This is a genomic window from Sphingopyxis sp., assembly GCF_019459305.1.
Classification (GTDB): Bacteria; Pseudomonadota; Alphaproteobacteria; order Sphingomonadales; family Sphingomonadaceae; genus Sphingopyxis.
This window is the reverse complement of record NZ_JAIBES010000083.1, coordinates 1-21,069: the sequence shown is the minus strand read 5'-3', so window position 1 is coordinate 21,069 and position 21,069 is coordinate 1. Positions and strand designations below refer to the sequence as shown.

Annotated in this window: 24 protein-coding genes and 1 tRNA gene; 10 read left to right on the top strand and 15 right to left on the bottom strand. The window is 65.0% G+C overall.

All coding sequences use genetic code 11. The features are described 5' to 3' along the window. The first annotated feature begins 353 nt into the window (after positions 1-353). The 3 genes from K0M74_RS09520 (at position 354) to K0M74_RS09510 (ending at position 1,637) form a co-directional block, all read left to right on the top strand. On the top strand, positions 354-680 hold the full coding sequence (locus K0M74_RS09520; protein ID WP_293971086.1) for a hypothetical protein: 327 nt from the start codon (positions 354-356) through the stop codon (positions 678-680). Continuing rightward, positions 665-928: a hypothetical protein gene (locus K0M74_RS09515; protein WP_293971083.1), complete on the top strand. Its 264-nt coding sequence runs from the start codon at positions 665-667 to the stop codon at positions 926-928. The genes K0M74_RS09520 and K0M74_RS09515 overlap by 16 nt, the downstream gene beginning before the upstream one ends. A 133-nt stretch (positions 929-1,061) precedes the next feature. Further along, positions 1,062-1,637 carry a hypothetical protein gene (locus K0M74_RS09510; RefSeq protein WP_293971080.1) on the top strand — a complete coding sequence of 192 codons (576 nt, stop codon included), beginning with the start codon at positions 1,062-1,064 and terminating at the stop codon, positions 1,635-1,637. Between the two features lie 187 nt (positions 1,638-1,824). On the opposite strand, the gene K0M74_RS09505 is transcribed toward K0M74_RS09510, so the two are convergent. The 6 genes from K0M74_RS09505 to K0M74_RS09480 all read right to left on the bottom strand — a co-directional run bounded on the left by K0M74_RS09505 (position 1,825) and on the right by K0M74_RS09480 (position 6,485). After that, entirely contained in the window at positions 1,825-2,379 is a 555-nt protein-coding gene (locus tag K0M74_RS09505) for a GNAT family N-acetyltransferase (protein WP_293971077.1), read from the bottom strand. A gap of 7 nt (positions 2,380-2,386) precedes the next feature. Beyond that, complete coding sequence (leuA, locus tag K0M74_RS09500; RefSeq protein WP_293971074.1) at positions 2,387-4,051, bottom strand: 2-isopropylmalate synthase; 1,665 nt, start codon at positions 4,049-4,051, stop codon at positions 2,387-2,389. 200 nt (positions 4,052-4,251) lie between these two features. Next, positions 4,252-4,737: a rhodanese-like domain-containing protein gene (locus tag K0M74_RS09495; RefSeq protein ID WP_293971071.1), complete on the bottom strand. Its 486-nt coding sequence runs from the start codon at positions 4,735-4,737 to the stop codon at positions 4,252-4,254. Between the two features lie 136 nt (positions 4,738-4,873). Then, positions 4,874-5,242 carry a hypothetical protein gene (locus K0M74_RS09490; protein ID WP_293971068.1) on the bottom strand — a complete coding sequence of 123 codons (369 nt, stop codon included), beginning with the start codon at positions 5,240-5,242 and terminating at the stop codon, positions 4,874-4,876. A 97-nt stretch (positions 5,243-5,339) separates the two neighbouring features. Further along, entirely contained in the window at positions 5,340-5,984 is a 645-nt protein-coding gene (locus K0M74_RS09485) for a YceI family protein (RefSeq protein ID WP_293971065.1), read from the bottom strand. A 96-nt stretch (positions 5,985-6,080) separates the two neighbouring features. Next, positions 6,081-6,485, bottom strand: coding sequence for a hypothetical protein (locus K0M74_RS09480; protein ID WP_293971062.1), 405 nt, complete (start codon positions 6,483-6,485; stop codon positions 6,081-6,083). Between the two features lie 138 nt (positions 6,486-6,623). On the opposite strand from K0M74_RS09480, the gene K0M74_RS09475 reads away from it, so the two are divergent. After that, the gene (locus K0M74_RS09475) at positions 6,624-6,932 is read left to right on the top strand and encodes a polyhydroxyalkanoic acid system family protein (protein ID WP_293971059.1); all 309 of its coding nucleotides are present in this window, start codon (positions 6,624-6,626) and stop codon (positions 6,930-6,932) included. Here K0M74_RS09475 and K0M74_RS09470 read toward each other — a convergent pair. The 7 genes from K0M74_RS09470 to miaA all read right to left on the bottom strand — a co-directional run bounded on the left by K0M74_RS09470 (position 6,929) and on the right by miaA (position 14,589). Further along, on the bottom strand, positions 6,929-8,185 hold the full coding sequence (locus K0M74_RS09470) for an adenosylmethionine--8-amino-7-oxononanoate transaminase (protein WP_293971056.1): 1,257 nt from the start codon (positions 8,183-8,185) through the stop codon (positions 6,929-6,931). The genes K0M74_RS09475 and K0M74_RS09470 overlap by 4 nt on opposite strands. Positions 8,186-8,291: 106 nt before the next feature. Next, complete coding sequence (gene bioD / locus K0M74_RS09465) at positions 8,292-8,900, bottom strand: dethiobiotin synthase (RefSeq protein ID WP_293971053.1); 609 nt, start codon at positions 8,898-8,900, stop codon at positions 8,292-8,294. Continuing rightward, a complete protein-coding gene (locus K0M74_RS09460) occupies positions 8,897-10,030 on the bottom strand; it encodes an 8-amino-7-oxononanoate synthase (RefSeq protein ID WP_293971050.1) in 1,134 nt (377 codons plus the stop codon). Before K0M74_RS09460 ends, bioD begins: the two co-directional genes overlap by 4 nt. A 99-nt stretch (positions 10,031-10,129) precedes the next feature. Then, positions 10,130-11,164, bottom strand: coding sequence for a ketol-acid reductoisomerase (gene ilvC, locus K0M74_RS09455; RefSeq protein ID WP_293971048.1), 1,035 nt, complete (start codon positions 11,162-11,164; stop codon positions 10,130-10,132). 101 nt (positions 11,165-11,265) lie between these two features. Further along, entirely contained in the window at positions 11,266-11,781 is a 516-nt protein-coding gene (gene ilvN, locus K0M74_RS09450; RefSeq protein ID WP_088440693.1) for an acetolactate synthase small subunit, read from the bottom strand. 4 nt (positions 11,782-11,785) lie between these two features. After that, entirely contained in the window at positions 11,786-13,540 is a 1,755-nt protein-coding gene (gene ilvB / locus K0M74_RS09445; RefSeq protein WP_293971043.1) for a biosynthetic-type acetolactate synthase large subunit, read from the bottom strand. A gap of 74 nt (positions 13,541-13,614) precedes the next feature. Further along, entirely contained in the window at positions 13,615-14,589 is a 975-nt protein-coding gene (gene miaA, locus K0M74_RS09440) for a tRNA (adenosine(37)-N6)-dimethylallyltransferase MiaA (protein ID WP_293971040.1), read from the bottom strand. Between miaA and serB the strand changes: the two genes are divergently transcribed. Genes serB through K0M74_RS09425 form a run of 3 tightly spaced genes read left to right on the top strand, consistent with a single transcriptional unit; the run spans position 14,588 to position 16,219 of the window. Then, positions 14,588-15,472, top strand: coding sequence for a phosphoserine phosphatase SerB (serB, locus tag K0M74_RS09435; protein ID WP_293971037.1), 885 nt, complete (start codon positions 14,588-14,590; stop codon positions 15,470-15,472). The genes miaA and serB overlap by 2 nt on opposite strands. 20 nt (positions 15,473-15,492) lie before the next feature. After that, the gene (locus K0M74_RS09430; protein WP_293971109.1) at positions 15,493-15,819 is read left to right on the top strand and encodes a low molecular weight protein tyrosine phosphatase family protein; all 327 of its coding nucleotides are present in this window, start codon (positions 15,493-15,495) and stop codon (positions 15,817-15,819) included. Between the two features lie 49 nt (positions 15,820-15,868). Next, a complete protein-coding gene (locus K0M74_RS09425; RefSeq protein WP_293971034.1) occupies positions 15,869-16,219 on the top strand; it encodes a DUF2200 domain-containing protein in 351 nt (116 codons plus the stop codon). Between the two features lie 190 nt (positions 16,220-16,409). Here K0M74_RS09425 and K0M74_RS09420 read toward each other — a convergent pair whose 3' ends face one another. Then, positions 16,410-17,048: a hypothetical protein gene (locus K0M74_RS09420; RefSeq protein ID WP_293971031.1), complete on the bottom strand. Its 639-nt coding sequence runs from the start codon at positions 17,046-17,048 to the stop codon at positions 16,410-16,412. Positions 17,049-17,125: 77 nt separating this feature from the next. Between K0M74_RS09420 and K0M74_RS09415 the strand changes: the two genes are divergently transcribed. After that, positions 17,126-18,724 carry a peptide chain release factor 3 gene (locus K0M74_RS09415; RefSeq protein WP_293971028.1) on the top strand — a complete coding sequence of 533 codons (1,599 nt, stop codon included), beginning with the start codon at positions 17,126-17,128 and terminating at the stop codon, positions 18,722-18,724. Positions 18,725-18,766: 42 nt separating this feature from the next. Next, a complete protein-coding gene (locus K0M74_RS09410; protein ID WP_293971025.1) occupies positions 18,767-19,255 on the top strand; it encodes a hypothetical protein in 489 nt (162 codons plus the stop codon). On the opposite strand, the gene dinB is transcribed toward K0M74_RS09410, so the two are convergent. Then, positions 19,248-20,378, bottom strand: a complete 1,131-nt coding sequence (gene dinB, locus K0M74_RS09405; protein WP_293971022.1) for a DNA polymerase IV — start codon at positions 20,376-20,378, stop codon at positions 19,248-19,250. The two genes, K0M74_RS09410 and dinB, sit on opposite strands and share 8 nt — an antisense overlap. 99 nt (positions 20,379-20,477) lie before the next feature. On the opposite strand from dinB, the gene K0M74_RS09400 reads away from it, so the two are divergent. Next, positions 20,478-20,551, top strand: a tRNA-Gly gene (locus tag K0M74_RS09400). The last annotated feature ends 518 nt before the right edge of the window (positions 20,552-21,069 follow it).

The window sequence follows — 21,069 nt, the reverse complement described above, 5'->3', positions numbered from 1 at the left end:
GCCTAAGGAAAAGTCGGTACCGCGATTAGGACGATATGGGGACGCCTATCGCCGATTGTAAGATGGCGGCCGCACGCCGGCCATCGTCGGTGCATGGGCCGTTCATCGATGACACTTTGCCACTCGTCGAATGACGGCCAATCGCCCCAGCGACCCATGGCAATGAAAAGGCGTCGATTTTCATAATGTTCCCGGTGTCGTGCTCGACCCATATGCAACGGCGCGCACGATTTGGACGTTTTTCGGACGAGGAGACATATCGCCGACCCTAATCTTTCGCCCCCCGGCGGCGGTCATAGCCGAACTGACCAGCGGCACTGCCCCTTCGGTTCCCCCAACGAAGGTACTCCCCCATGAAGATTCCCCGATCCTTGCAGCGCGGCGCCACCGATGGTGACTGCGATTGCCTGCCCCGCCCCGATGCACCTAGCGGCGACGCGCCGCCCGGCGCCGCCCCCGCGACCACCGAACCCCTGACCATGTACATGCTTCGATACCGCGACGCGTGGTTCGGGCTGGAAAAGCGCGTGTCGTTCGAGGCGGCCGACGTCGCCGCGGCGTTAGCGATGATTGCGCTCGAACCGATCGGCGAATGGGCCGAATTGCTGGTCGATGGCGCGGTGATCTGTCGCCGCGGCCACGAACCCGGCGGCGCCCCCGATTATTGGGTCGTCGATTAGGGTCAGCCCGTCCCGCGCTGTCGCCGGACAGCGGCGGTCTGCTGATCGTCCACAGCGTCATTGGCGGCATCGGGCAGCGCGAAGAAAGCCTGGCGCGCGGCCTCGCCCGCGATCAGCAGCGGGGATGCCTCGGCCGCGCGCCGGTTTTCATAAGCTTCCAGTTCGTCGTCGCCGAGCGCGCGGGCGTAGGCGGGATCGCCGAACTGCCCCTCCTCAGCTCGCAGGAATCGGCGGGCGGCGGGAAGTAACCTTCAGTCACAGCGAGGAATCACCTGCGGGCTCGGCTTGTCTTGTCGGGGCCACGGTTCGGCAACCCCGCGTTGGCCAGACCGGCAGGGCGCTGTCTATGGTGGGGTTTCACCCATCAACAGGAGACAAGCCATGAAAAAGCCGTTCGGCTTTATCGCATCACTGTGCCTTGCGGGCGCGGTAGTTTATGCCGGTCCCGCGCTGGCGGTGCAGGCCAATCCGGCGCCGACCCCCGCGCCCGCCCCGGCTGCGTCGCTGACCACGGGCACCAATGTCCATGACTCGGCGGGCGAGGTGGTGGGCAAGATCGCGCAGGTCGAAGGCGGCAAGGTTGCAGTGGCGGTCGGCGATCGCGGCATCGTCGTCCCCGCCAACGCCTTTGTCCAGACGCCCAAGGGTCCGGCGCTCAATGTGACCAAGGCAAAGCTGCTCGCATCGGTGGCGCAGGCCGCCAGGGAAAATGACGCTGCGGTCGGCGCTGCATTGAAGGTCGGCGCCGATGTGCGCAGCGCGGGTGGCAGCGCGGTGCTGGGTCAGGTGAAGGCGGTCGCGGCGGACAGCGCGCTGCTGACCACCGGCGCGGGGGACGTGACGGTGCCGCGATCGGTGCTGTTCGTATCGAACGCCGGGCTGGCGACGACGCTTTCGGCGCAGCAGTTTGCGACGGCGGTTGCGCAATCGAAGGCCGCGGCAGCGCCATCGAACTGATCGTCGGTCGGGGTGTGCGAACGTGGGCTTACGCCCCGTTCGCCGCTGAGCGGGACCGCCCGATGGGTGGGGGCGGGGCGGCCGCGTTGCGCTTTTGCCCCTCCGTCAATCCTGCGCCTGCGGCGCAGTTTACCCTGAGCGCCTGCAAGGCAGTCAAAGGGGTCTTCCACCTCCCCATGGCCGTTGGCTACAGGGAGGATTGGTTAGCCGCCAGCTGCTTGCCCATACGGATCAGGGGGACGCTCGCGCCGTTGGGGCCGGGCGCGTTTACCCGTTCGATGGGGGTGTAGCCGCAGGCGCGGTATAGGGGTTCGCCCGATAGCGTGGCCATCAGCTCGGTGCGGGCAAAGCCGGCCTGCTGCGCGGCGGCTTCGCAGAGCGCGATTACCATGCGACCGATGCCCTGCCTTGCGAAGGCGGGGTGGGTGTACATTGCGCGGATGCGGGCGGCATCGGTGGCGGGGCTGAGCGGGGCGGGGTCGCGCAGGGCGGCGGCGTGGTCGCCGCCGTAGAGCGTCGCGCGGTGCGACCAGCCGCCGCAGCCCGCGATCTGACCCTCGGCCTCGATGACGAAATAGGTGCCGTCGGCGATCAGCTGGGTGTCGAGGCCCATGACGGCGTGGCTGGCCGCGATCTGTGCGTCGTCGAGGAAGCCCTTTTGCAGTTCGGCGATCGCGAGCGCCATCACCGCGCGCAGCGCGTCGAGGTCCGACGGCTGCGCGAGGCGGTGGCAGAGCGGCATCGCGCGGTCAGGCGCCGTTGGCGGCGCTCAGGATCGCGCGCACGCTGGCAGTCGCGACGTCGGTGTCGAGGCCGCAGCCGAAGACGCTTTTGCCGTCGGGTGTGCGGCATTCGACATAGGCGGCGGCTTGCGCGGTGCTGCCCTGGCCGATCGCATGTTCGCTGTAATCGACGATGTCCATCACCGGGCCGCCGGACTCGGCGAGCGCGGCGATGACGCTGCTCATCAGGCCGTTGCCGCGGCCGCTGACGCTGCGCGGGGCGCCGTCGATGGTGAGCTTGCCGGCGAAGATGCGGTCGGCTCCGGCGTGGCTTTCGGACCAGTCGACGAGCTGAAATCGCTTGTCCTCGACCTTGAGATACGCGGTTTCGAACGCGCCCCAGATGTCGTCGGCGGTCAGCTCGCGGCTGGTTTCGTCCGCCATCGTCTGCACCACGTGGCTGAAGCTGGCCTGCATTTTCTTGGGCAGTTTCAGCCCCTTGTCCTGTTCGAGCACCCAGGCGACGCCGCCCTTACCCGACTGGCTGTTGACGCGGATCACCGCTTCGTAACTGCGGCCAAGGTCGGCAGGGTCGATGGGCAGGTACGGGACTTCCCAGCGTTCGTCATTCTGGCGCTCGCGCGCGGCGAAGCCTTTCTTGATCGCGTCCTGATGGCTGCCCGAGAAGGCGGTATAGACCAGCTCGCCGCCATAGGGGTGGCGCGGGTGGACGGGGAGCTGGTTGCAATATTCGACCGTCGCGATGACTTCGTCGATGTTCGAAAAGTCGAGCCCGGGGTCGACCCCCTGCGTGTACATGTTGAGCGCGATGGTGACGAGGCAGCTGTTACCGGTGCGCTCGCCATTGCCGAACAGGCAGCCCTCGACGCGGTCGGCGCCCGCGAGCAGGCCGAGCTCGGCGGCGGCGACACCGGTGCCGCGGTCGTTGTGGGTGTGGAGGGAGATGATCGCGCGGTCACGGCCGGGCAGGTTCTTGCAGAAATATTCGATCTGGTCGGCGTAGATGTTCGCCGTCGATGCCTCGACCGTGGCGGGCAGGTTGACGATGATCGGCTTGTCGGTGGTGGGTTGCAGGATGTCCATCACCGCGGCGCAGCACTCGATGCTGAAATCGAGTTCGGCGGTCGAGAAGGTTTCGGGGCTGTACTGGAATCGCCAGTCGGTGCCAGGGAGGCGCGCGGCGTTGTCGCGCAGCTGCTTGGCGCCCTCGATCGCGATGGCCTTGATCTCGGGCATCTCCATGCCGAACACGATGCGGCGCCAGGCGGGCGACACCGCGTTATAGACGTGGACGATCGCGGATTTCGCGCCGGCGAGGCTGTCGAAGCTGGTGCGGATGAGGTCGGCGCGGCTTTGGGTGAGCACCTGCGGGGTGACGTCGTCGGGGATGCGGCCCTGCTGGACGAGGCCGGAGATGAAGTCGAACTCGGTCGCGCCGGCACTGGGGAAGCCGACCTCGATCTCTTTCAGGCCGATGCGGCAGAGGAGGTCGAAGAAGCGCGCCTTTTTCTCGGCATCCATCGGGTCGATCAGCGCCTGATTGCCGTCGCGCATGTCGGTGGACAGCCAGATCGGCGCGGCGGTGGTGACGCGGGTGGGCCATTCGCGGTTCGCCAAGGGAACTTGCGGGAAGGCGCTGTACTTGACCGAAGGGTCACGGAGCATGGTCATGGGATTGGTCTTCTGCTGGTCGGTTGCGATGATGTCGATCGGACCCTTGAGCGGGTGGCCGCGACTAACGCGCAGCCAGTGTCACGCCCAAGGGCGTGTAAGTCGCAGAAGAAGAAGGGCGTTGCCGCGCATGGCCGCCCTAGTGATGCAAAATGTCGCGCTTGGCAAGGGGGGAGTGGGAAAATTGCGTGGGCGGGGCGTTATCCCTTCACCCACTCCACCGCGGGGTCGTTGAAATCGACGACATCGGCGAGCTCGTACACATTGGGATAGCCATAGCCGACAAGGTTGATGAAGGTCTGGATATTCAGCGCGAGCGCGACCGATTTGACCGGCACCGGGGCGACATTGTTGCGAAAATTATTGTTGCAATAGATGAGGATGGGGCGGTCAGGGTTGGCGCCGATTACCGCGGCGAGGCTGCCCTCGGTGAAATCGGTGAGCGGCAGGTTGACCGCGCCCTTGATATGCCCGCGCTGGAATGCGCTGGCCGAGCGGGCGTCGAGGAGGAGGACATCGGGCTTCGCGGCTTTGGCCTTGAAGGCGTCGAAGGCGAGCAGACGGGTAGCGCGCTGCGGCGCCACGCTCGCGGTGAGCGCCTGGAAGGCGGGATAGTCGATTTGCGGGTTGGTTTGGCCGAGCGCGGGGGCGGCGATAAGCGCGGCGGCGAGCAGCAGGATACGCATGATGGTCCTCCCTTGGATAGAGGGAGGCTAGGCCAGGGGTGCTGGCTGCGCGATGAACCGCAAAATAGCGCCGGACCGCGAGGGGGTCGCGATCCGGCGCAGGCAGGGGACTGGGAAAGTCGCGGCAGGGCGAGCGTCAGGCGGCTTCGCTCTCCGCGTCGTCCTCGTCCCACGGCTCGAAAATCTCGTCCTCGATCATATTGTCGATCGCGTGGACGCGCACGGCGATCAGCCACTCGGCGAGCGGGCCTTCCCACGCGGCCTCGACCTGAGTGAGTGCGCCCCGATCACGGCCGGCGTCGCTGCCCGCGGGGCGATCGCCGACGAGGTCGAAATCCTGGACGCCGTCCTCGGGCGGGCTGATGTAAACATGCGGATCGAGCCGGACGTTCGCCCAGCCCGCGGTGGGGGTGAGACCCTCGGCCTCGACAGTCAGCAGCGGATGTTCCTCGCCGCCGCCGATGAAGGCGTTCACGTCGACAATTTCGCGTACCAGTTCGCTCATCACACGGGCTCCTCGCAAAAGGGGGCGGGACCGGTGAAGATCCCGCCCCGGCTTTTACGCGGTGCGTGTGACAGATTGGGGTGCAGCTCGGCGGCGCTTACTGTTTTTCGAAGGCGGCGTGGATTTCGAGTTCGACCTCGTCGCTGACCGCGGGGATACCGTAAGCGATGCCAAAATCGCTGCGGCGGATCTTGCCCTCGGCCTCGAAACCGATCGTCGCTTTCTTGTTATAGGGATTGGTCCCGGCGCCGTGGAAATCGACGTCGAGGGTGACCGGCTTGGTGACGCCGTTGAGGGTGAGATTGCCGGTGACCTTGGCCTCGTCGCCCTCGTCGTCGAGCACGACGCTGGTCGAGACGAATTTGGCGTCGGCGGGGGCGGCGCCGAAGAAGTCGGGCTTGCCGCCGTCCTTGCCTGCGCGGAGCAGATGGCCGGTCAGGCCGCTGCTGGCGGTGGTGACCTTGGCGACGGGGATCGTGACATCGACCTTCGACGCGGCGGGATTGGCGGGGTCGATGACGAGGGTGCCGGTGACGTCGCCAAAGATGCCGGTGTATTTGCTGAAGCCGAAATGATCGACTTCCCACACGACCATCGTGTGACCCGCGTCGGCGGCATAGGTGCCCGCGGCGACGCGCGTCTTGTCGGGCGCACCGGGGACGGTGGGGGCGTTCTGGGCGATGACGACGGGAACCGCCACGACGGCGAGCGCGAGGGCGGCGAGGGGAGCGATACGGCGCATGAATGGGATCTCCTGTTGGGACAGTCAGGCTAGGCGCGCGGGCGGTGCCGCGTCAATTAGCCCACAGGAAACGCAATGTTTCGCCGACGGGTTCCGTCAGGGCGCGCGGCGCGCCTCGAACCACTCGCGCAGCGCGGCCGAGGCGCAGCCGGTGAAGCCGTAGCTGCCGACCGGCGAGCAGCTGTTCGGGCGGGTGGCGCGGGCGATATTGTCATACCCCTCGACCGTCGAGGCCCAGCTGCCGCCGCCGACGGCAACGTCTTCCTTCAGCTCTTCGCGCAGTTCCTTGGGGACGCGGTAGCGCTCGGATTCGGGCTGCTGCGCGCAGACGATGATCTCGTCGCCGACCGGTTCGGGGCAGGGATCGTTGCCGAAGGTATAGAGGACCGAGGTGCGCTGCGGCGGCTGCGCCGATTGCGCGAGGCTTTCATCCTGCGCAGCGGCGGGCGCAGCGAGCGCGGTAAGCAGCGGGAACAGGAAATAGATCGGCTTTCTCGTCATAGGGCGTCGTGCCTCCAAAAGCCTCTCCCGCCATCGGTGATAGGCGGGCTAGATGAACCTAAGCCTAACTGCCGAGCCGATCGGGCGTTGCATCGTCTTGCCGCGCGCCCCACATCGACGATCGAAGGAGCCGATTTTATGCCCAGCGTTCGGATTGCCCATGACCTGCCGCGCGCCGAAGTGCGCCGCCGCATGGCCGCGCGCGCCGACGACCTGGTCAAGCTGATCCCCGGCGGCCTGGGGCGGGTCGAGCATCGCTGGGAACATGAAGACCGGATGGATTTTGTGATCCACGCGATGGGGAATAGCATCGCGTCAACCGCGATGGTCGAGGATGCGGCGCTGGTCATCGATTTCGAGCTGCCCGCCGGTCTGGGGTTCGTGCGGCCGATGATCGAGGGGATCATTCGCCAGGCGGGCGACAAATTGCTGCTGGAGAAACGCTAGGACAGGTGATCGAGGGACAGCGTGATCGCATCCCACACCTGCGCCAAATCCTCTGCCGTGATGCAATAGGGCGGCATCACATACACGGAGTTGCCGAGCGGGCGGAGGAGAACGCCGTGGTCGCGGTAAAAGGCGATGAGGCGCGGCGCGAGGTTCGAGAGATAGCCCGAGTCCGGGACGACGATGTCGAGCGCGGCGATGGTGCCGAGGCAGCGCGGGTTGGCGACGCGCGGGTTGTGACTCAGCAGCGACAGGTGCGCGGCTTGTGTGTGGGCGAGGGTGTCGATGCGCTGCTGGACGGGCTCGTCCCGCCAGATTTCGAGATTGGCGTTGGCGGCGGCGCAGGCGAGGGGGTTCGCGGTGTAACTGCTCGAATGATAGAAGGTCTTGCTGCGGTCGGTCGAGAGGTGCGCGGCAAAGATCGGTTCGATGCAGAGCGTCACCGCGAGCGGCAGCGCGCCGCCGGTCAGGCCTTTCGACAGGCAGACGATGTCGGGGATGACGCCCGCCTGGTCGCAGGCGAAGCGGGTGCCGGTGCGGCCCCAGCCGGTCATAACTTCGTCGGCGATGAAGAGGACGTTGTGACGCGCGCAGATGGCGCGCATTTCGGCGAGCACCCACGCGGGATAGAAGAGCATCCCGCCGGCCCCGAGGATCAGCGGTTCGACGATGAAGGCGGCCGGGTGCTGCCCGCAGGCGGCTTCGAGCGCGTCAAGTGTGGCCTGTTCCAGGCCTTCGTGTGGGAAGGGGATGGTGCCGACGTCGAAGAGCAAGGGCTCGTAAGGCTTGTTGAACACGCCGCGTTCGCCGACCGACATCGCGCCGATAGTATCGCCATGATAGCTGTGTTCGAGGACGAGAATGCGGCTTCGCGCCTCGCCTATGTTGGCCCAGTAACCGAGCACCATTTTGAGCGCGACCTCGACGCTGGTCGAGCCCGAGTCCGAGAAAAAGACGCGGGTGAGCGGAGCGGGGGTGATGCGGACCAGTTCGGCGGCGAGGCTTTCGGCGGGTTCGTGGGTCCAGCCGGCGAAGATGAGCTGGTCGAGCTTTTCGGACTGGTCGCGAATTGCAGCCATGATGCGCGGGTGGGCGTGGCCGTGTGTGGTGACCCACCAGCTGGATATGGCGTCGATCCAGTGATTGCCGTCGGCATCGTAGAGGCGCGCGCCTTCGCCGCGGGCGATCTGCGGGATGAGGTCGCCGAGGCCGTGCTGGGTGAAGGGGTGCCAGACGGGGGAGGTTCGCGACATTTGTCTTTTTCCGTTTGCGCTGAGCTTGTCGAAGCACCGCACTTCTACTTGCGCCGCATAGAGGCAAGAACGGCCCTTCGACAAGCTCAGGGCGAGCGGCTTTTAGTTAGCCAAAATCGGCAAGATCGAAGTTTGCGTTGAACGCAGCCGCGAGCGTTTCCGGGTTCAGCGGATCGATGATGGGCAGCCGCCCCAATCGGCGCTCGCCGCTTATCTGCGATATGATCGCCTCGCTGTCTTCCACCGCATCGCCAAGGAACGCGACCCCGTGGATCGTGACGCAGCGCGCGCGGAGCGCCTCGATCGTCAGCAAGCTGTGGTTGATCGTGCCGAGCGCGGTGCGCGCGCAGACGATAACGGGGATTCGCCAGCGCGCGAACAGGTCGGCGTAGAGCGTGGTGCGGGTGACGGGGACGAGCGCGCCGCCCGCGCCTTCGATGACGATGTCGCCGGGGGGCGGTGTGAGCGCATCGAGGTCGATGGTGACGCCGTCGATTTCCGCGGCAAGGTGGGGGGAGGCGGGGGTGTTCAGGCGGTAGGCTTCTGGTCGGATCGCAACGTGGCCGAGGCGTGCGACAACTTCACTATCCGTTTCGTCCTCCAGGCCCGACTGGATCGGTTTCCAATATGGCGCGCCCGTCGCGCCCGCGAGTGCGGCAGAAAAGATCGATTTGCCGACGCCGGTATCGGTGCCGGTGACGACGAAGCGGGTCATGCCGCGGCCATCGCTTGCGCGAGCGCGTCGGCCATTGCGTCGATGTCGGCTTCGTCGACGTTGAGGGTGATCGCGATGCGCAGCCTCGCGGTCCCCTGCGGGACGGTGGGCGGGCGGATACCGCGGATGTCGAACCCTGCGCCCTGCAGCGCCCCGGCGATGCGCATCGTGCGCTGGTTGTCGCCGATGATCACGGGCAGGATCTGGGTGCCGCTGGCGGGGATGCCGAGCGGCACGAGGCGTTCGGCGGCGTGGCGGACGACGGCGTGCTGGCGCGCCTGCCGTTCGGGCTCGTTCGCGACGATCTCGATCGCCTGACGGACGAGCCACGCCATCAGCGGCGAGGGGGCGGTCGAGAAGATGAAGGGGCGGCCGCGGTTGACGATGAAGTCGGTCGCGATGGCGGGGGCGCAGAGCAGCGCACCTTCGCAGCCGAGCGCCTTACCGCAGGTGTGGAGGGTGATGAGGTTGTCGCGGCGCCGCAGCGCGTGGGCGAGGCCCGCGCCGCCGGGGCCGAAGACGCCGGTGGCGTGCGCTTCGTCGACCACCAGCACGGCATCGTGGCGGTCGGCGATGGCGGCGAGGGCGTCGAGCGGAGCGCGGTCGCCGTCCATGCTGTAAAGGCTTTCGACCGCGATCCACGGGGTGCCGCCGCCGCCGCCGGCGCGCCAGCGGGTGATGATATCGTCGAACGCCTGCGCATCATTGTGCGCGGCGGCGACGGTCCCGGCGCGGCCGAGCTTCATGCCGTCGTGCGCGCTGGCGTGGATCAGTTCGTCGTGGACGACAAGGTCGCCGCGCTGGGGGAGAGTGGCGAAGAGTGCGGTGTTGGCCGCGAATCCGGTGGCAAAGAAGAGCGCGGCCTCGCTCCCATAATGGCGCGCGGCGTGGGCTTCGAGCGCTTCATGTTCGGGGTGGTTGCCGCGTAGCAGGCGCGAGCCGCCCGATCCGGCGGGCAGGCCGCGCGCGATGCCCGCGGTGAGGGCGGCGCGCAGCGTGTCGCTATCGGCGAGCCCGAGATAATCGTTCGAGGCGAAATCACGGCCGGTGCGCGCGGCGAGCGCACGGCGGCTGCTTTGAACCGCGAGCGCGTCGAGATCGGCGCGGTGGGTGTCGAAGAGATGCCCCATTTTTTTCTCGCTTCGTCATTGCGAGCGGAGCGAAGCAATCCAGGGCGGCTTTTCCCGCTCTGGATCGCTTCGTCGCTACGCTCCTCGCAATGACGAGGTTTAGTTCTTCGCCTTGTCGACCAGCTGGTTCTTGGCGATCCATGGCATCATTGCGCGCAGTTCGCCGCCGACTTTTTCGATCGGATGCGCGGCGGCTGCCTTGCGGCTGGCCTTCAGCTCGGGCTGGCCGGCCTGGTTGTCGAGGACGAAATCCTTAACGAAGCGGCCCGACTGAATGTCCTGGAGGACGCGCTTCATTTCCTTCTTGGTTTCTTCGGTGATGATGCGCGGGCCGGTTTTGATGTCGCCATATTCGGCGGTGTTGCTGATCGAATAGCGCATGTTGGCGATGCCGCCTTCATAGAGCAGGTCCACGATCAGCTTGGTTTCGTGAAGGCATTCGAAATAGGCCATTTCGGGGGCATAGCCCGCCTCGACCAGCGTCTCGAAACCCGCCTGGATCAGGTGGGTGATGCCGCCGCATAGCACCGCCTGTTCGCCGAAGAGGTCGGTTTCGCACTCTTCCTTGAAAGTGGTTTCGATGATGCCGCTGCGGCCGCCGCCGACGGCGCTGGCGTAGGAAAGGGCGAGCGTCTTGGCATAGCCGTTGCCGCTGTTGCCGGTCGCTTCCTGCGCGACCGCGATCAGGCAGGGGACGCCGCCGCCCTTTTGATATTCGCTGCGCACGGTGTGACCGGGGCCTTTGGGGGCGACCATGAAGACGTCGATGTCGGGGCGGGCTTCGATCAGGCCGAAGTGGATGTTGAGGCCGTGCGCAAAGGCAAGCGCGGCGCCGGGCTTCATGTTGGCGGCAAGGTCATCGGCATAGATCTTCGCCTGAAGTTCGTCGGGAGCGGCGATCATGATGACGTCGGCCCATTCGGCGGCTTCCTTGTTGGTCAGCACCTTGAAGCCCGCGGCCTCGGCCTTTTTGGCGGTCGCCGAACCGGCGCGCAGCGCGATCGCGACCTCGGTGACGCCGCTGTCGCGCAGGTTCTGCGCGTGGGCGTGGCCCTGGCTGCCGTAGCCGACGACGGCGACCTTCTTGCCCTTGATCAGATCCTGGTCGGCGTCGCGATCGTAATAGACTTGCATTCTCTTCTTCCCCATTTTTCGTCATCCCAGCGTCAGCTGGGATCGATCTCGGTGTAAAACTGCGTGCGATCACAGCTTTCGCTGGGATGACATGATGAAAACTAAACCGCCTCCGCCCCGCGGGCGATGGCGACGACGCCGGTGCGGCCGACTTCGACCAGCCCACATTCGCGCATCAACGCAATGAAGCGGTCGACCTTGTCGCTCGTCCCGGTGATTTCGAAGATGAAGCTGCTGAGCGTCGTGTCGACGACCTTGGCGCGGAATACGTCCGCCATGCGCAGCGCCTCGATGCGTTTGTCGCCGCTGCCCGCGACCTTGACCAGCGCGATCTCGCGTTCGACATGCGCCCCGCCGTCGGCGAGGTCGGTCACCGAATGGACGGGGACGAGCCGGTCGAGCTGCGCAATGATCTGGTCGATCACCGCGGGCGGGCCGCTGGTGACGATAGTGATCCGCGACAGCGCATGATCGGCGCTGATGTCGGCGACGGTCAGGCTTTCGATATTATAGCCGCGCGCCGAGAACAGCCCGGTGATCTTCGCGAGAATACCCGCCTCGTTATCGACGGTGACGGCGAGCACATGGCGCTCGCCCGCTTCGGTTGTGATTTTCATCGGCTTAGACCAGTGCTTTCGCTTCGTCGTCCATCGTGCCGACGATGTCATTCGGCTGGAGGATCATGTCGGTGTGCGCGGCGCCCGAGGGGATCATCGGGAAGCAGTTGGCGAGCTGCGCGACGCGGCAGTCAACGATCACCGGCCCCGGCGTGCCCAACATCGTCTGGATGCCGTCGGCAAGGTCGCCGAGCGTGTCGATGCGCAGCCCGGTCCAGCCATAGGCGTCGGCGAGCTTCACGAAATCGGGCAGGCTGTCCGAATAGCTGTTCGAATAGCGGCTTTCGTAGGTCAGTTCCTGCCACTGGCGGACCATGCCCATCCACTGATTGTTGAGGATGAAGATTTTCACCGGCAGGCGGTACTGGCTGACCGTGCCCATTTCCTGGATGTTCATCTGGAGCGAGGCTTCGCCCGCGATGCAGATGACGAGGCGATCGGGATGCGCGATCTGGGCGCCGACCGCGGCGGGGAAGCCATAGCCCATCGTGCCGAGCCCGCCGCTGGTCAGCCAGCGATTGGGGCTGTCGAAGTGGAAATGCTGCGCCGCCCACATCTGGTGCTGGCCGACCTCGGTGGTGATGATCGGGTCCATGCCGCGCGTTGCGTCGAACAGCGCCTTGACCGCGCGCTGCGGCATGATTTCGGCGCCATCCTCTTTCTTCTCGGGAAAGTCGAGGCATCGCGTCGCGCGCCAGCCGTCGATGCGGCGCCACCATTCGCCAAGGTCGCGGGCTTTATAGCCCTTGTCGGCCCACGCCGCGATCAGCGCATCGAGCGCGCGCCCGGCGTCGCCGACGACGGCGAGGTCGACGGGGACGATCTTGTTGATCGAACTGCGGTCGATGTCGATGTGGATCTTTTTGGAATCGGGCGAGAAAGCGTCGAGGCGGCCGGTGACGCGGTCGTCGAAGCGCGCGCCCACGGCGATGATCAGGTCGGCGCGGTTCATCGCCATATTGGCTTCATAGGTGCCGTGCATGCCGAGCATGCCGAGCCATTTGTCATCGTCGGCGGGGAAGGCGCCGAGCCCCATCAGTGTCGAGGTGACCGGCGCGCCCGTCAGCGCGACGAGCTGGCGCAGCGCCGCGCTCGCATCAGGGCCGGCGTTGATGACGCCGCCGCCGGTGTAGAAGATCGGGCGCTCGGCCGCAGCGATCATCGCGATGGCGGCTGCGATGGCGTCGGCATCGGGATCGACCTGCGGGCGATAGCTTTTATGGTCGATCCGGTTGGGGATCGAATAGGTGCCGGTCGCGACCTGGACGTTCTTCGGGATGTCGATGACCACCGGGCCGGGGCGGCCGTGGGTCGCGATATAAAAGGCCTCGTGCAGGATCGGGCCGAGCCGGTCGGGGTCCATCACCAGATAATTATGCTTGGTGCAGTGGCGCGTGATGCCGACGGTGTCGCATTCCTGGAACGCATCGGTGCCGATCAGCGTCGTCGGCACCTGCCCGGTGAGCACGACCATCGGAATGGAGTCGAGCAACGCATCGGTGATGCCGGTAACCGCGTTGGTCGCGCCGGGGCCGGAGGTGACGAGGACGACGCCGGGCTTGCCGGTCGAGCGCGCATAGCCTTCGGCGGCATGGGTCGCGGCCTGTTCGTGGCGGACGAGGATGTGCTTGATCGTCGGGTGCTTGAAGAGCGCGTCGTAAATCGGAAGCACCGCGCCGCCCGGATAGCCGAACACTGTATCGACGCCAAGGTCGACCAGCGCCTGAACCACCATGTCGGCACCGCTCATTTCCGTCACGACGAAACTCCTTTCAACACCAAAACGCCGCGCTTGTGCGCTGCAACAGGGTTGCGGGCAATAGGTATATGATTCTATCCTGTCAACAGACTTTGACGTAATATAATTGCTAATTGATCAACAGAATCGTTGTTTAGTAACTCAAGATGGCGCGACCAGTCAGCGGGCGGCTGGTTGCGGAACCAAGTATATTGGCGTTTGGCATATTGTCGGGTGGCGGCTTGGGTAAGGGTGAGCGCTTCACCCTGATCGATCGTACCGCTCAGATATTGCGCGATCTGGGGGACGCCGATGGCGCGCATCGCGGGAAGATCGGGGTCGAGGTTGCGGGCGAGCAGGGCTTCGACCTCGGCAATCGCGCCGCGGTCGAACATCTGGACCAGCCGCTGGTCGCAGCGATCGCGCAGCCACGCGCGCGGCGGGAGCAGGATGAGCGGCGCGAGCGCGATCGTATCGCTGATGCCGCCCGTGCGCGCGGCGTGCCAGTGGCCCAGCGGATGGCCGGTCGAGCGAACGACTTCGAGCGCGCGGGCGATGCGCGTGGTGTCGGCGGGATTGAGACGGGCGGCGGTGTCGGGATCTTCGCGGGTGAGCGCGGAGTGGGCTTCGGCGACGGGCAAGACGCGGACGGCGGCGCGAACATCGGGGTCGATCTCGGGGATTGGCGAAATGCCGTCGAGCAGGGTGCGGATATGCAGGCCGGTGCCGCCGACGAGGATCGGGATGTCGCCCGCGGCATGCGCGGCGGCGATGGCGGCGCGTGCTTCATCGGCCCAGCGCGCGGCATTATGCGGCTGGGCGGCGTCGATATGGCCGAACAGATGATGCGGGATGCCCGCCATCTCGCCTTCGGTCGGACGCGCCGAGAGAATCGCGAGGTCGGCATAGACCTGGCTGGCGTCGGCGTTGATCACGACGCCGCGCCCGACGGCTTTTGCGAGTGCCACCGCCAATGCACTCTTGCCGCTGGCGGTAGGGCCAGCGATAAGTGCAACAGGCGGGCGCACCTGAAAAGGCGGGTGCCGGGAAGAGGATGAAGGAGCAGCCATGTTTGTCGCGACGCTGATAGCAGCCGGAAAGCTGACCGACGAGGTGGTTCGCGAAGCGATCGATCGGCTCGACGCCACGGGGCATGATGTTGGCGCGCCGCACTGGCTGGATGTCGGCGATGCGGCCGATATTGTGTTCGAGGGCAGCCTGGTCAGCGCCCGCGCCGAACTGGCGCTGATGGACCATGGATCGCTCGACACGATCGTCCAGCCGCAGGGCGACCGGACCAAGAAACTGATCATCGCCGACATGGATTCGACGATGATCACCGTCGAATGTATCGACGAACTGGCCGATTATGCGGGGCTGAAGCCCGAGATTGCGGCAATCACCGAGCGCGCGATGCGCGGCGATCTCGATTTCCGCGCGGCGCTGATCGAGCGGGTCGGATTGCTGGCCGGGATGCCCGAAGCGACCTTGGTCGAATGCCGGATGGAGCGGGTGAAGCTGACTCGCGGCGCGCGGACTTTGGTGCAGACGATGAAGGCGCATGGCGCCCATTCGGTGCTGGTGTCGGGCGGCTTCATGCCGTTCGCGGGGCCGGTCGGGGAAGCGATCGGGTTCGACAAGGTGCTGGCGAACGAGCTGGAGATCCACGACGGCAAGCTGACCGGGAAGGTGATCGAGCCGATCGTCGACAGCGCGGCGAAGCTGGAGACCTTGAAGGCCGAGGCGGCGAAGCACGGCCTGCCGCTCGCCGACACGCTGGCGGTGGGTGACGGCGCTAATGATATTCCGATGATTACGTCGGCCGGGCTGGGGGTGGGTTATTATCCGCACCCGGCGGCGGGCGAGGCCGCGGCGGCGGTGGTGCGGCATCATGATTTGACCGCGCTGCTGTGGGCGCAGGGCTATCCGCGGCGGAGCTGGGTGCTGGGGTAGGGCAGGGTTGCTTGGCGAAGGTGACCAACATCCTGTTTGTGTGCAGCCAGAACAAGCTGCGGAGCCCGACGGCCGAGCAGATATTCGCCGATCATCCGGGGGTCGAAACGGCATCGGCGGGCACCAACAATAATGCGGAGAATCCGCTGACATCCGAAGTTGTTCGCTGGGCGGACATGATTTTCGTGATGGAAAAGGCGCATCGCAACAAGCTCCAGAAGCGCTATCGGACCGCGCTGAAGGACGCGCGCGTAATCTGCCTCGACATTCCGGACGACTATGAATTTATGGATGACGCACTGGTCCAGCTTTTGAAGGTCAAAGTGTCCCGATATCTGCCTACGTAGATTTCGAGACGCGCCGCGGATCCGCATCAGACACAAATGGGACGACTCCATGGCCAAACACCGCATCTTTTCGATCAGCGTCGCGAGCGTATACCCGCATTATATCGCCAAGGCGGAAAAGAAGGGGCGGACGAAGGCGGAGGTCGACGAGATTTTCCGCTGGTTGACGGGGTATAGCCAGCAGCAGCTTGAGAGTGAGCTGGCGCAGGGAACGAATTTCGAAGATTTCTTCGCGCAGGCCCCGCAGCTGAACCCGGCGCGGTCGCTGATCACCGGGGTTGTCTGCGGCATCCGCGTCGAGAATATCGAAGAACCGCTGATGCGCGAGCTGCGTTATCTCGACAAGCTGATCGACGAATTGGCGCGGGGAAAGAAGATGGAGAAGATTTTGCGGGGGTAGCGCCGCTGGCGCGTTATGGACCGGCGCCGCTTTGCTCGCCGACAGGCATGTTAGAATATGCCTTCGCCGCGCCAGATGATCAGCAGGCCGGTGCCGACGATGACGTCTATGACCACGCACCAGGGCACATCCGCGGCGGGACTGGGTGCTCGGGTAGGACACCGTGCTGGCAGGGGGGCGCTACGAGCCGCTATTCCGGGTCCAGCTTTACAAACCGCATCTCGCCATCGACACGGCGCAGCGTGGCGCCGCGGTCGGTTTTTTCCAGGCACGCCCCGTCGAAATCGACCACGCCGATATCGTTCGGGACAATGATCGCGCGCAGCTTGCCGCCATCGGCTTCGGTCAGCTCGAACCGCGGCGCGGTGATGTCGTAAATCGCTTCACGCAATTCGACCCAGCGTGGGATGCGTTTGTCGCTCTTGGGCATCGTCCAGCCGTCAGTCTGGGTGTAATCCTCGATCGGGTCGCCGCGGTCGAATCCGATGGTGAAATCGACGCCGGGGATGCCTCTGCCGTTGGGCCAGGTGACGAGCAGGGTGGGGATGTTGCCCTCGACCTCGATCAGCGCGCCTTTCTCCATTTTAGGCGGCACCGGCTTTGGGTCGGTGGTGAGGCAGATCGTGTCGCCCCGCGCTTCCCATCGCCCTTCGGCGCGTTCGTCGAGCGCGCCCGCCGCAAGCATATATTGGAAACGCCCGTCGCCGCGGATCAACAGCCCACCACCGACGTCGGGGCCTTCGGCCAGGCTGTACTCGCCGACCATAGGCGAGTCCTGCGCCGCGGCAGGGGCGGCGATCAGCGCGGCGGCGAGGAGAAGGGTTCGCATGGCATCCATCATGCGTCGGCAGTGGCGCGCATGCCAGCCCTTTCCACATCTGGCGCCACCTGCTAACCGCCCGCGCCATGTCCCAGACGCATCCCGACCGCCGCACCTTTGCCATTATCTCGCATCCCGATGCGGGCAAAACGACACTGACCGAGAAATTGCTCGTCGCCGGCGGGGCGATCCATATCGCCGGCGAGGTGAAGGCGCGCGGGGCCGCGCGGCGCGCGCGATCCGACTGGATGAAGATCGAGCAGCAGCGTGGGATTTCGGTCACCTCGTCGGTGATGACATTCGAACATGCGGGGCTGGTCTTCAACCTGCTCGACACCCCGGGGCACGAGGATTTCAGCGAGGATACCTATCGCACCCTGACCGCGGTCGACAGCGCGGTGATGGTGATCGACGCCGCGAAGGGCATCGAGCCGCAGACGCTGAAATTGTTCGAAGTGTGCCGCCTGCGGTCGGTGCCGATCATCACCTTCATCAACAAGGTCGATCGCGAAGGCTTGCCGCCGTTTGAGCTGCTCGACGAGGTCGCTGACCGGCTCGCGCTCGACGTGTGTCCGATGAACTGGCCCGCGGGCATGGGCGGGCAGTTTGAGGGGATTTACGATCTGGTCGATCCCGCGATTATGAAACCGGGCGGCGATGCATCGCGGATGTACGAAGGCCATCGTGCCAAGGTGGCGGGGCTCGACGACCCCGCGCTGGCCGCCGAGATCAGCGCCCATGCGCTCGCGCACCTGAAGGAAGAGACCGAGCTGGCGTCGGCCTGCTACGCCGATTTCGACGCCGCGGCTTACCGTAATGGTGACCTGACCCCGGTCTATTTCGGATCGGCGCTGAAGGAATTTGGCGTCATCGACCTGCTAGCCGCGCTGGCCAACCACGCCCCCGGCCCGCAGCCGCAACCCGCCGAGCCCGCGCCGATCGATCCGACCGACGCCGCCGTCACCGGCTTCGTCTTCAAGGTGCAGGCGAATATGAACCCCGCGCACCGCGACCGCATCGCTTTCATGCGGCTGTGCTCGGGCAAGTTCGAGCGCGGAATGCGGCTGATGCAGGGCGGCACAGGTAAGGCGATCGCGATCAGCCGCCCGATGCTGTTCCTGGCGCAGGACCGCGAAATGGCCGAGGAAGCCTTTCCCGGCGACATCATCGGGATTCCCAACCATGGCACGCTGCGCGTCGGCGACACGCTGTCCGAACGCACCGACATCACGATCACCGGGCTGCCCAATTTCGCACCCGAATTGCTGCGCCGCGTCGCGCTGGTCGATCCGACCCAGACCAAAAAACTGCGCAAGGCGCTCGACGACATGGCCGAGGAGGGGATCATCCAGGTCTTTTATCCCGAAATCGGCGCCAACATGATCGTCGGGGTCGTCGGTCAGTTGCAGCTTGAAGTGCTGATCAGCCGCCTCGACGCCGAATATAAGGTCGAGGCGAAGTTGGAACAGTCGCCGTGGGAAACCGCGCGCTGGATCGCCAGCGACGACCCGGCAAAGCTGAAGGCGTTCCAGTCCGAACATCGCGGCGCCAGCGCCACCGACCGCGACGGCGCGCCGGTGTTCATGGCCAAGGACGGCTGGGAAGTGGGTTATATCACCCAGCGCAATCCCGACATCCGCTTCACCGCGACCAAAGAGCGGCGGTTGGGGGCATTGGCCGAATAGCCAGCCCATGCCGGGTTGATCGCGCGCGCCAAGTCCGCCACCATGACGCCGCTTCGGGCCGATGGGAGGATGACGATGCGGATAGTGATGCTGACGCTGGCGGCGATCGCCAGCTGTGTTCCTGCGATGGCGCAGCCGGCCATAAAATTGCCGATCGCCAAGGGCTTGTGGACCAACGATAACCAGAAATGCGCGACGGTGCGCTATGGCTATGTCTTTGACGGAACGCGATGGGGCTCGCTCTATTTTTATGGGCCCACCGGTAATCTTGGCCCCGCCGCCGAATTGCGCCCGATCACGCAGACGCGGGTGGTGGAGGGCGGTTTCACCCAGATGCAGTTCGACGGCTATGATGGTGCAGGCTATTTTCGGATCAAGGCGACGGGCACCGATCGCGCGCTCTATCGTGTTGGTGCGCCATTTCGCGAGGAGATCCAGGTGTCGGATGAACCGCTCATTCGCTGTGCCTTGCCGACGCTATCGCCCAGGATGCAGGCCGCGATCAGGCGCCATGCGCCTGCGGCTAAATAAGGCTGAGCAGGTCGGTGGACGTCGGCGACGCGTCCGCCGCGTCTTCTTCCTCGCCTTCGAATTTGCTCAGCGTCAGCCCCAGCAGGCGGATTCCCTGCTCGGTCGGCAGGAGCAGCGCCAGTATCGCTTCGCCCGCCGCCAGCAACGATGCGCCGTCAAGGATCGGCGCCGGCACCGATTTCGCCCGCGTGATCGTTTTGAAATCGGCGTAGCGCAGTTTCAGCGTAACGGTCCGCCCGCGCGCGCCCTTTTTGGCGGCGCGGTCCCACACCACGGTACAGACATGCGCGAGCGCCTCGCGGATTTCGGTGTCGGTGATGAGGTCATTGAAAAACGTCCGCTCGCCGCCGAGCGATTTGAGCGGGCGGTGCGACTTGACCCGGCGATGGTCGATGCCGCGCGCGAGGTTGAACAGCCATTCGGCGCTATTGCCAAAGTTCTCAGCGAGCCACAGCGGGTCTTTGCCTGCGAGATCGGCGCCCGAAAACACGCCGAGCCCCTCCATCTTGGCCGACGTCACCGGGCCGATACCGTGAAAGCGGCGGATCGACAGGGTCTGGACAAATTCGGCGCCCTTGCCCGGCGGAATAACGGTCAGCCCGTTGGGCTTGTTCTGGTCCGACGCCAGCTTGGCAATGAACTTGTTGTACGAAACCCCTGCTGAGGCGGTGAGGCCGGTTTCGTCCCGGATGCGGCGGCGGATCAGCTTGGCGGTCGCGGTCGCGCTGCCCAGCCCGGTCTTGTCGGCGCTGACGTCGAGATAGGCCTCATCGAGCGACAGCGGTTCAACCTCGTCGGCATAGTCGTGGAAAATTGCCCGGATCTGGTGCGAAACCTCGCGATAGGCGTCGAAACGCGGCGGCACAAAAATTAGCTCGGGACATTGCCGCTTGGCGGTGATGCTAGGCATCGCCGAGCGGACGCCGAACTTGCGCGCTTCATAGCTGGCTGCGGCTACGACCCCGCGCCGTGACGACCCGCCAACCGCGACGGGTTTTCCGCGCAGCGCCGGATCGTCGCGCTGTTCGACCGACGCGTAAAAGGCGTCCATGTCGACATGAATGATCTTGCGGACGGGAGCATCCGTTGGCGTGTCGGGGGCGAGGTCGACGACATCTTTCACGTACGCAGCCTAGCATGTTCTCCTGATGTTCTCAATGGCGCGCGCAACGCGGACTTGACGACGATGGGTCAAAATGGCAATCGCCGCCGACCTTGGCGAGCGGGTATAGCATAGTGGTAATGCTCTAGCCTTCCAAGCTAGCTAGGCGGGTTCGATTCCCGCTACCCGCTCCAAGAGTGCTAAGCCCATATAATCATTTAGTTTTGTTGTCAGTTTGGGCCAAGGAACGCTCGGCTTTGGCAGGAATCGGCTGTTAGCGGATCTTCGGATGCCAATGAGATAATGTCTGGAAACGTCCAATTTCGGGACGTCAAATTCATAGAGCGCGGCGGGCGTCGCGTGGACTCCGGTTCCAATATTCGGCGAAAAACCGTCATAGTAAGCGCTATATCTGACCGCCGGGTTGCCATCGGTCTGAAAGACGATGCGATCAGTTGGGGTAAAATATCATTTTACAAGGAATTACCCTGCATAGACAAATTTAGGCCGAAAAGCAGGGTAAATCCATGTTTACTCCCTATGTGCGCTGAGAGCAACGCTCGGGTAAAGTGGGCTAGGCTTCCCTTTTCTCTCTTGATTCCTCCGTATCAAGCGACATCGTGAAGTGGTCCGGGGGCGACACGTAAAACTGGTCCACCCCGGGTTGTTAAGCGGCGTTTGTTTCGAGCGTCGGAGTGGCCTTTTGCAAAAG

Bases quoted from the DNA above. Each gene is read 5' to 3' on its own strand.
- K0M74_RS09520 (WP_293971086.1), top strand. From the start codon at position 354: ATGAAGATTCCCCGATCCTTGCAGCGCGGCGCCACCGATGGTGACTGC.
- K0M74_RS09510 (WP_293971080.1), top strand. From the start codon at position 1,062: ATGAAAAAGCCGTTCGGCTTTATCGCATCACTGTGCCTTGCGGGCGCG.
- K0M74_RS09505 (WP_293971077.1), bottom strand. From the start codon at position 2,379: ATGCCGCTCTGCCACCGCCTCGCGCAGCCGTCGGACCTCGACGCGCTG.
- leuA (WP_293971074.1), bottom strand. From the start codon at position 4,051: ATGACCATGCTCCGTGACCCTTCGGTCAAGTACAGCGCCTTCCCGCAA.
- K0M74_RS09495 (WP_293971071.1), bottom strand. From the start codon at position 4,737: ATGCGTATCCTGCTGCTCGCCGCCGCGCTTATCGCCGCCCCCGCGCTC.
- K0M74_RS09490 (WP_293971068.1), bottom strand. From the start codon at position 5,242: ATGAGCGAACTGGTACGCGAAATTGTCGACGTGAACGCCTTCATCGGC.
- K0M74_RS09485 (WP_293971065.1), bottom strand. From the start codon at position 5,984: ATGCGCCGTATCGCTCCCCTCGCCGCCCTCGCGCTCGCCGTCGTGGCG.
- K0M74_RS09480 (WP_293971062.1), bottom strand. From the start codon at position 6,485: ATGACGAGAAAGCCGATCTATTTCCTGTTCCCGCTGCTTACCGCGCTC.
- K0M74_RS09475 (WP_293971059.1), top strand. From the start codon at position 6,624: ATGCCCAGCGTTCGGATTGCCCATGACCTGCCGCGCGCCGAAGTGCGC.
- K0M74_RS09470 (WP_293971056.1), bottom strand. From the start codon at position 8,185: ATGTCGCGAACCTCCCCCGTCTGGCACCCCTTCACCCAGCACGGCCTC.
- bioD (WP_293971053.1), bottom strand. From the start codon at position 8,900: ATGACCCGCTTCGTCGTCACCGGCACCGATACCGGCGTCGGCAAATCG.
- K0M74_RS09460 (WP_293971050.1), bottom strand. From the start codon at position 10,030: ATGGGGCATCTCTTCGACACCCACCGCGCCGATCTCGACGCGCTCGCG.
- ilvC (WP_293971048.1), bottom strand. From the start codon at position 11,164: ATGCAAGTCTATTACGATCGCGACGCCGACCAGGATCTGATCAAGGGC.
- ilvN (WP_088440693.1), bottom strand. From the start codon at position 11,781: ATGAAAATCACAACCGAAGCGGGCGAGCGCCATGTGCTCGCCGTCACC.
- serB (WP_293971037.1), top strand. From the start codon at position 14,588: ATGTTTGTCGCGACGCTGATAGCAGCCGGAAAGCTGACCGACGAGGTG.
- miaA (WP_293971040.1), bottom strand. From the start codon at position 14,589: ATGGCTGCTCCTTCATCCTCTTCCCGGCACCCGCCTTTTCAGGTGCGC.
- K0M74_RS09425 (WP_293971034.1), top strand. From the start codon at position 15,869: ATGGCCAAACACCGCATCTTTTCGATCAGCGTCGCGAGCGTATACCCG.
- K0M74_RS09420 (WP_293971031.1), bottom strand. From the start codon at position 17,048: ATGCGAACCCTTCTCCTCGCCGCCGCGCTGATCGCCGCCCCTGCCGCG.
- K0M74_RS09415 (WP_293971028.1), top strand. From the start codon at position 17,126: ATGTCCCAGACGCATCCCGACCGCCGCACCTTTGCCATTATCTCGCAT.
- K0M74_RS09410 (WP_293971025.1), top strand. From the start codon at position 18,767: ATGACGCCGCTTCGGGCCGATGGGAGGATGACGATGCGGATAGTGATG.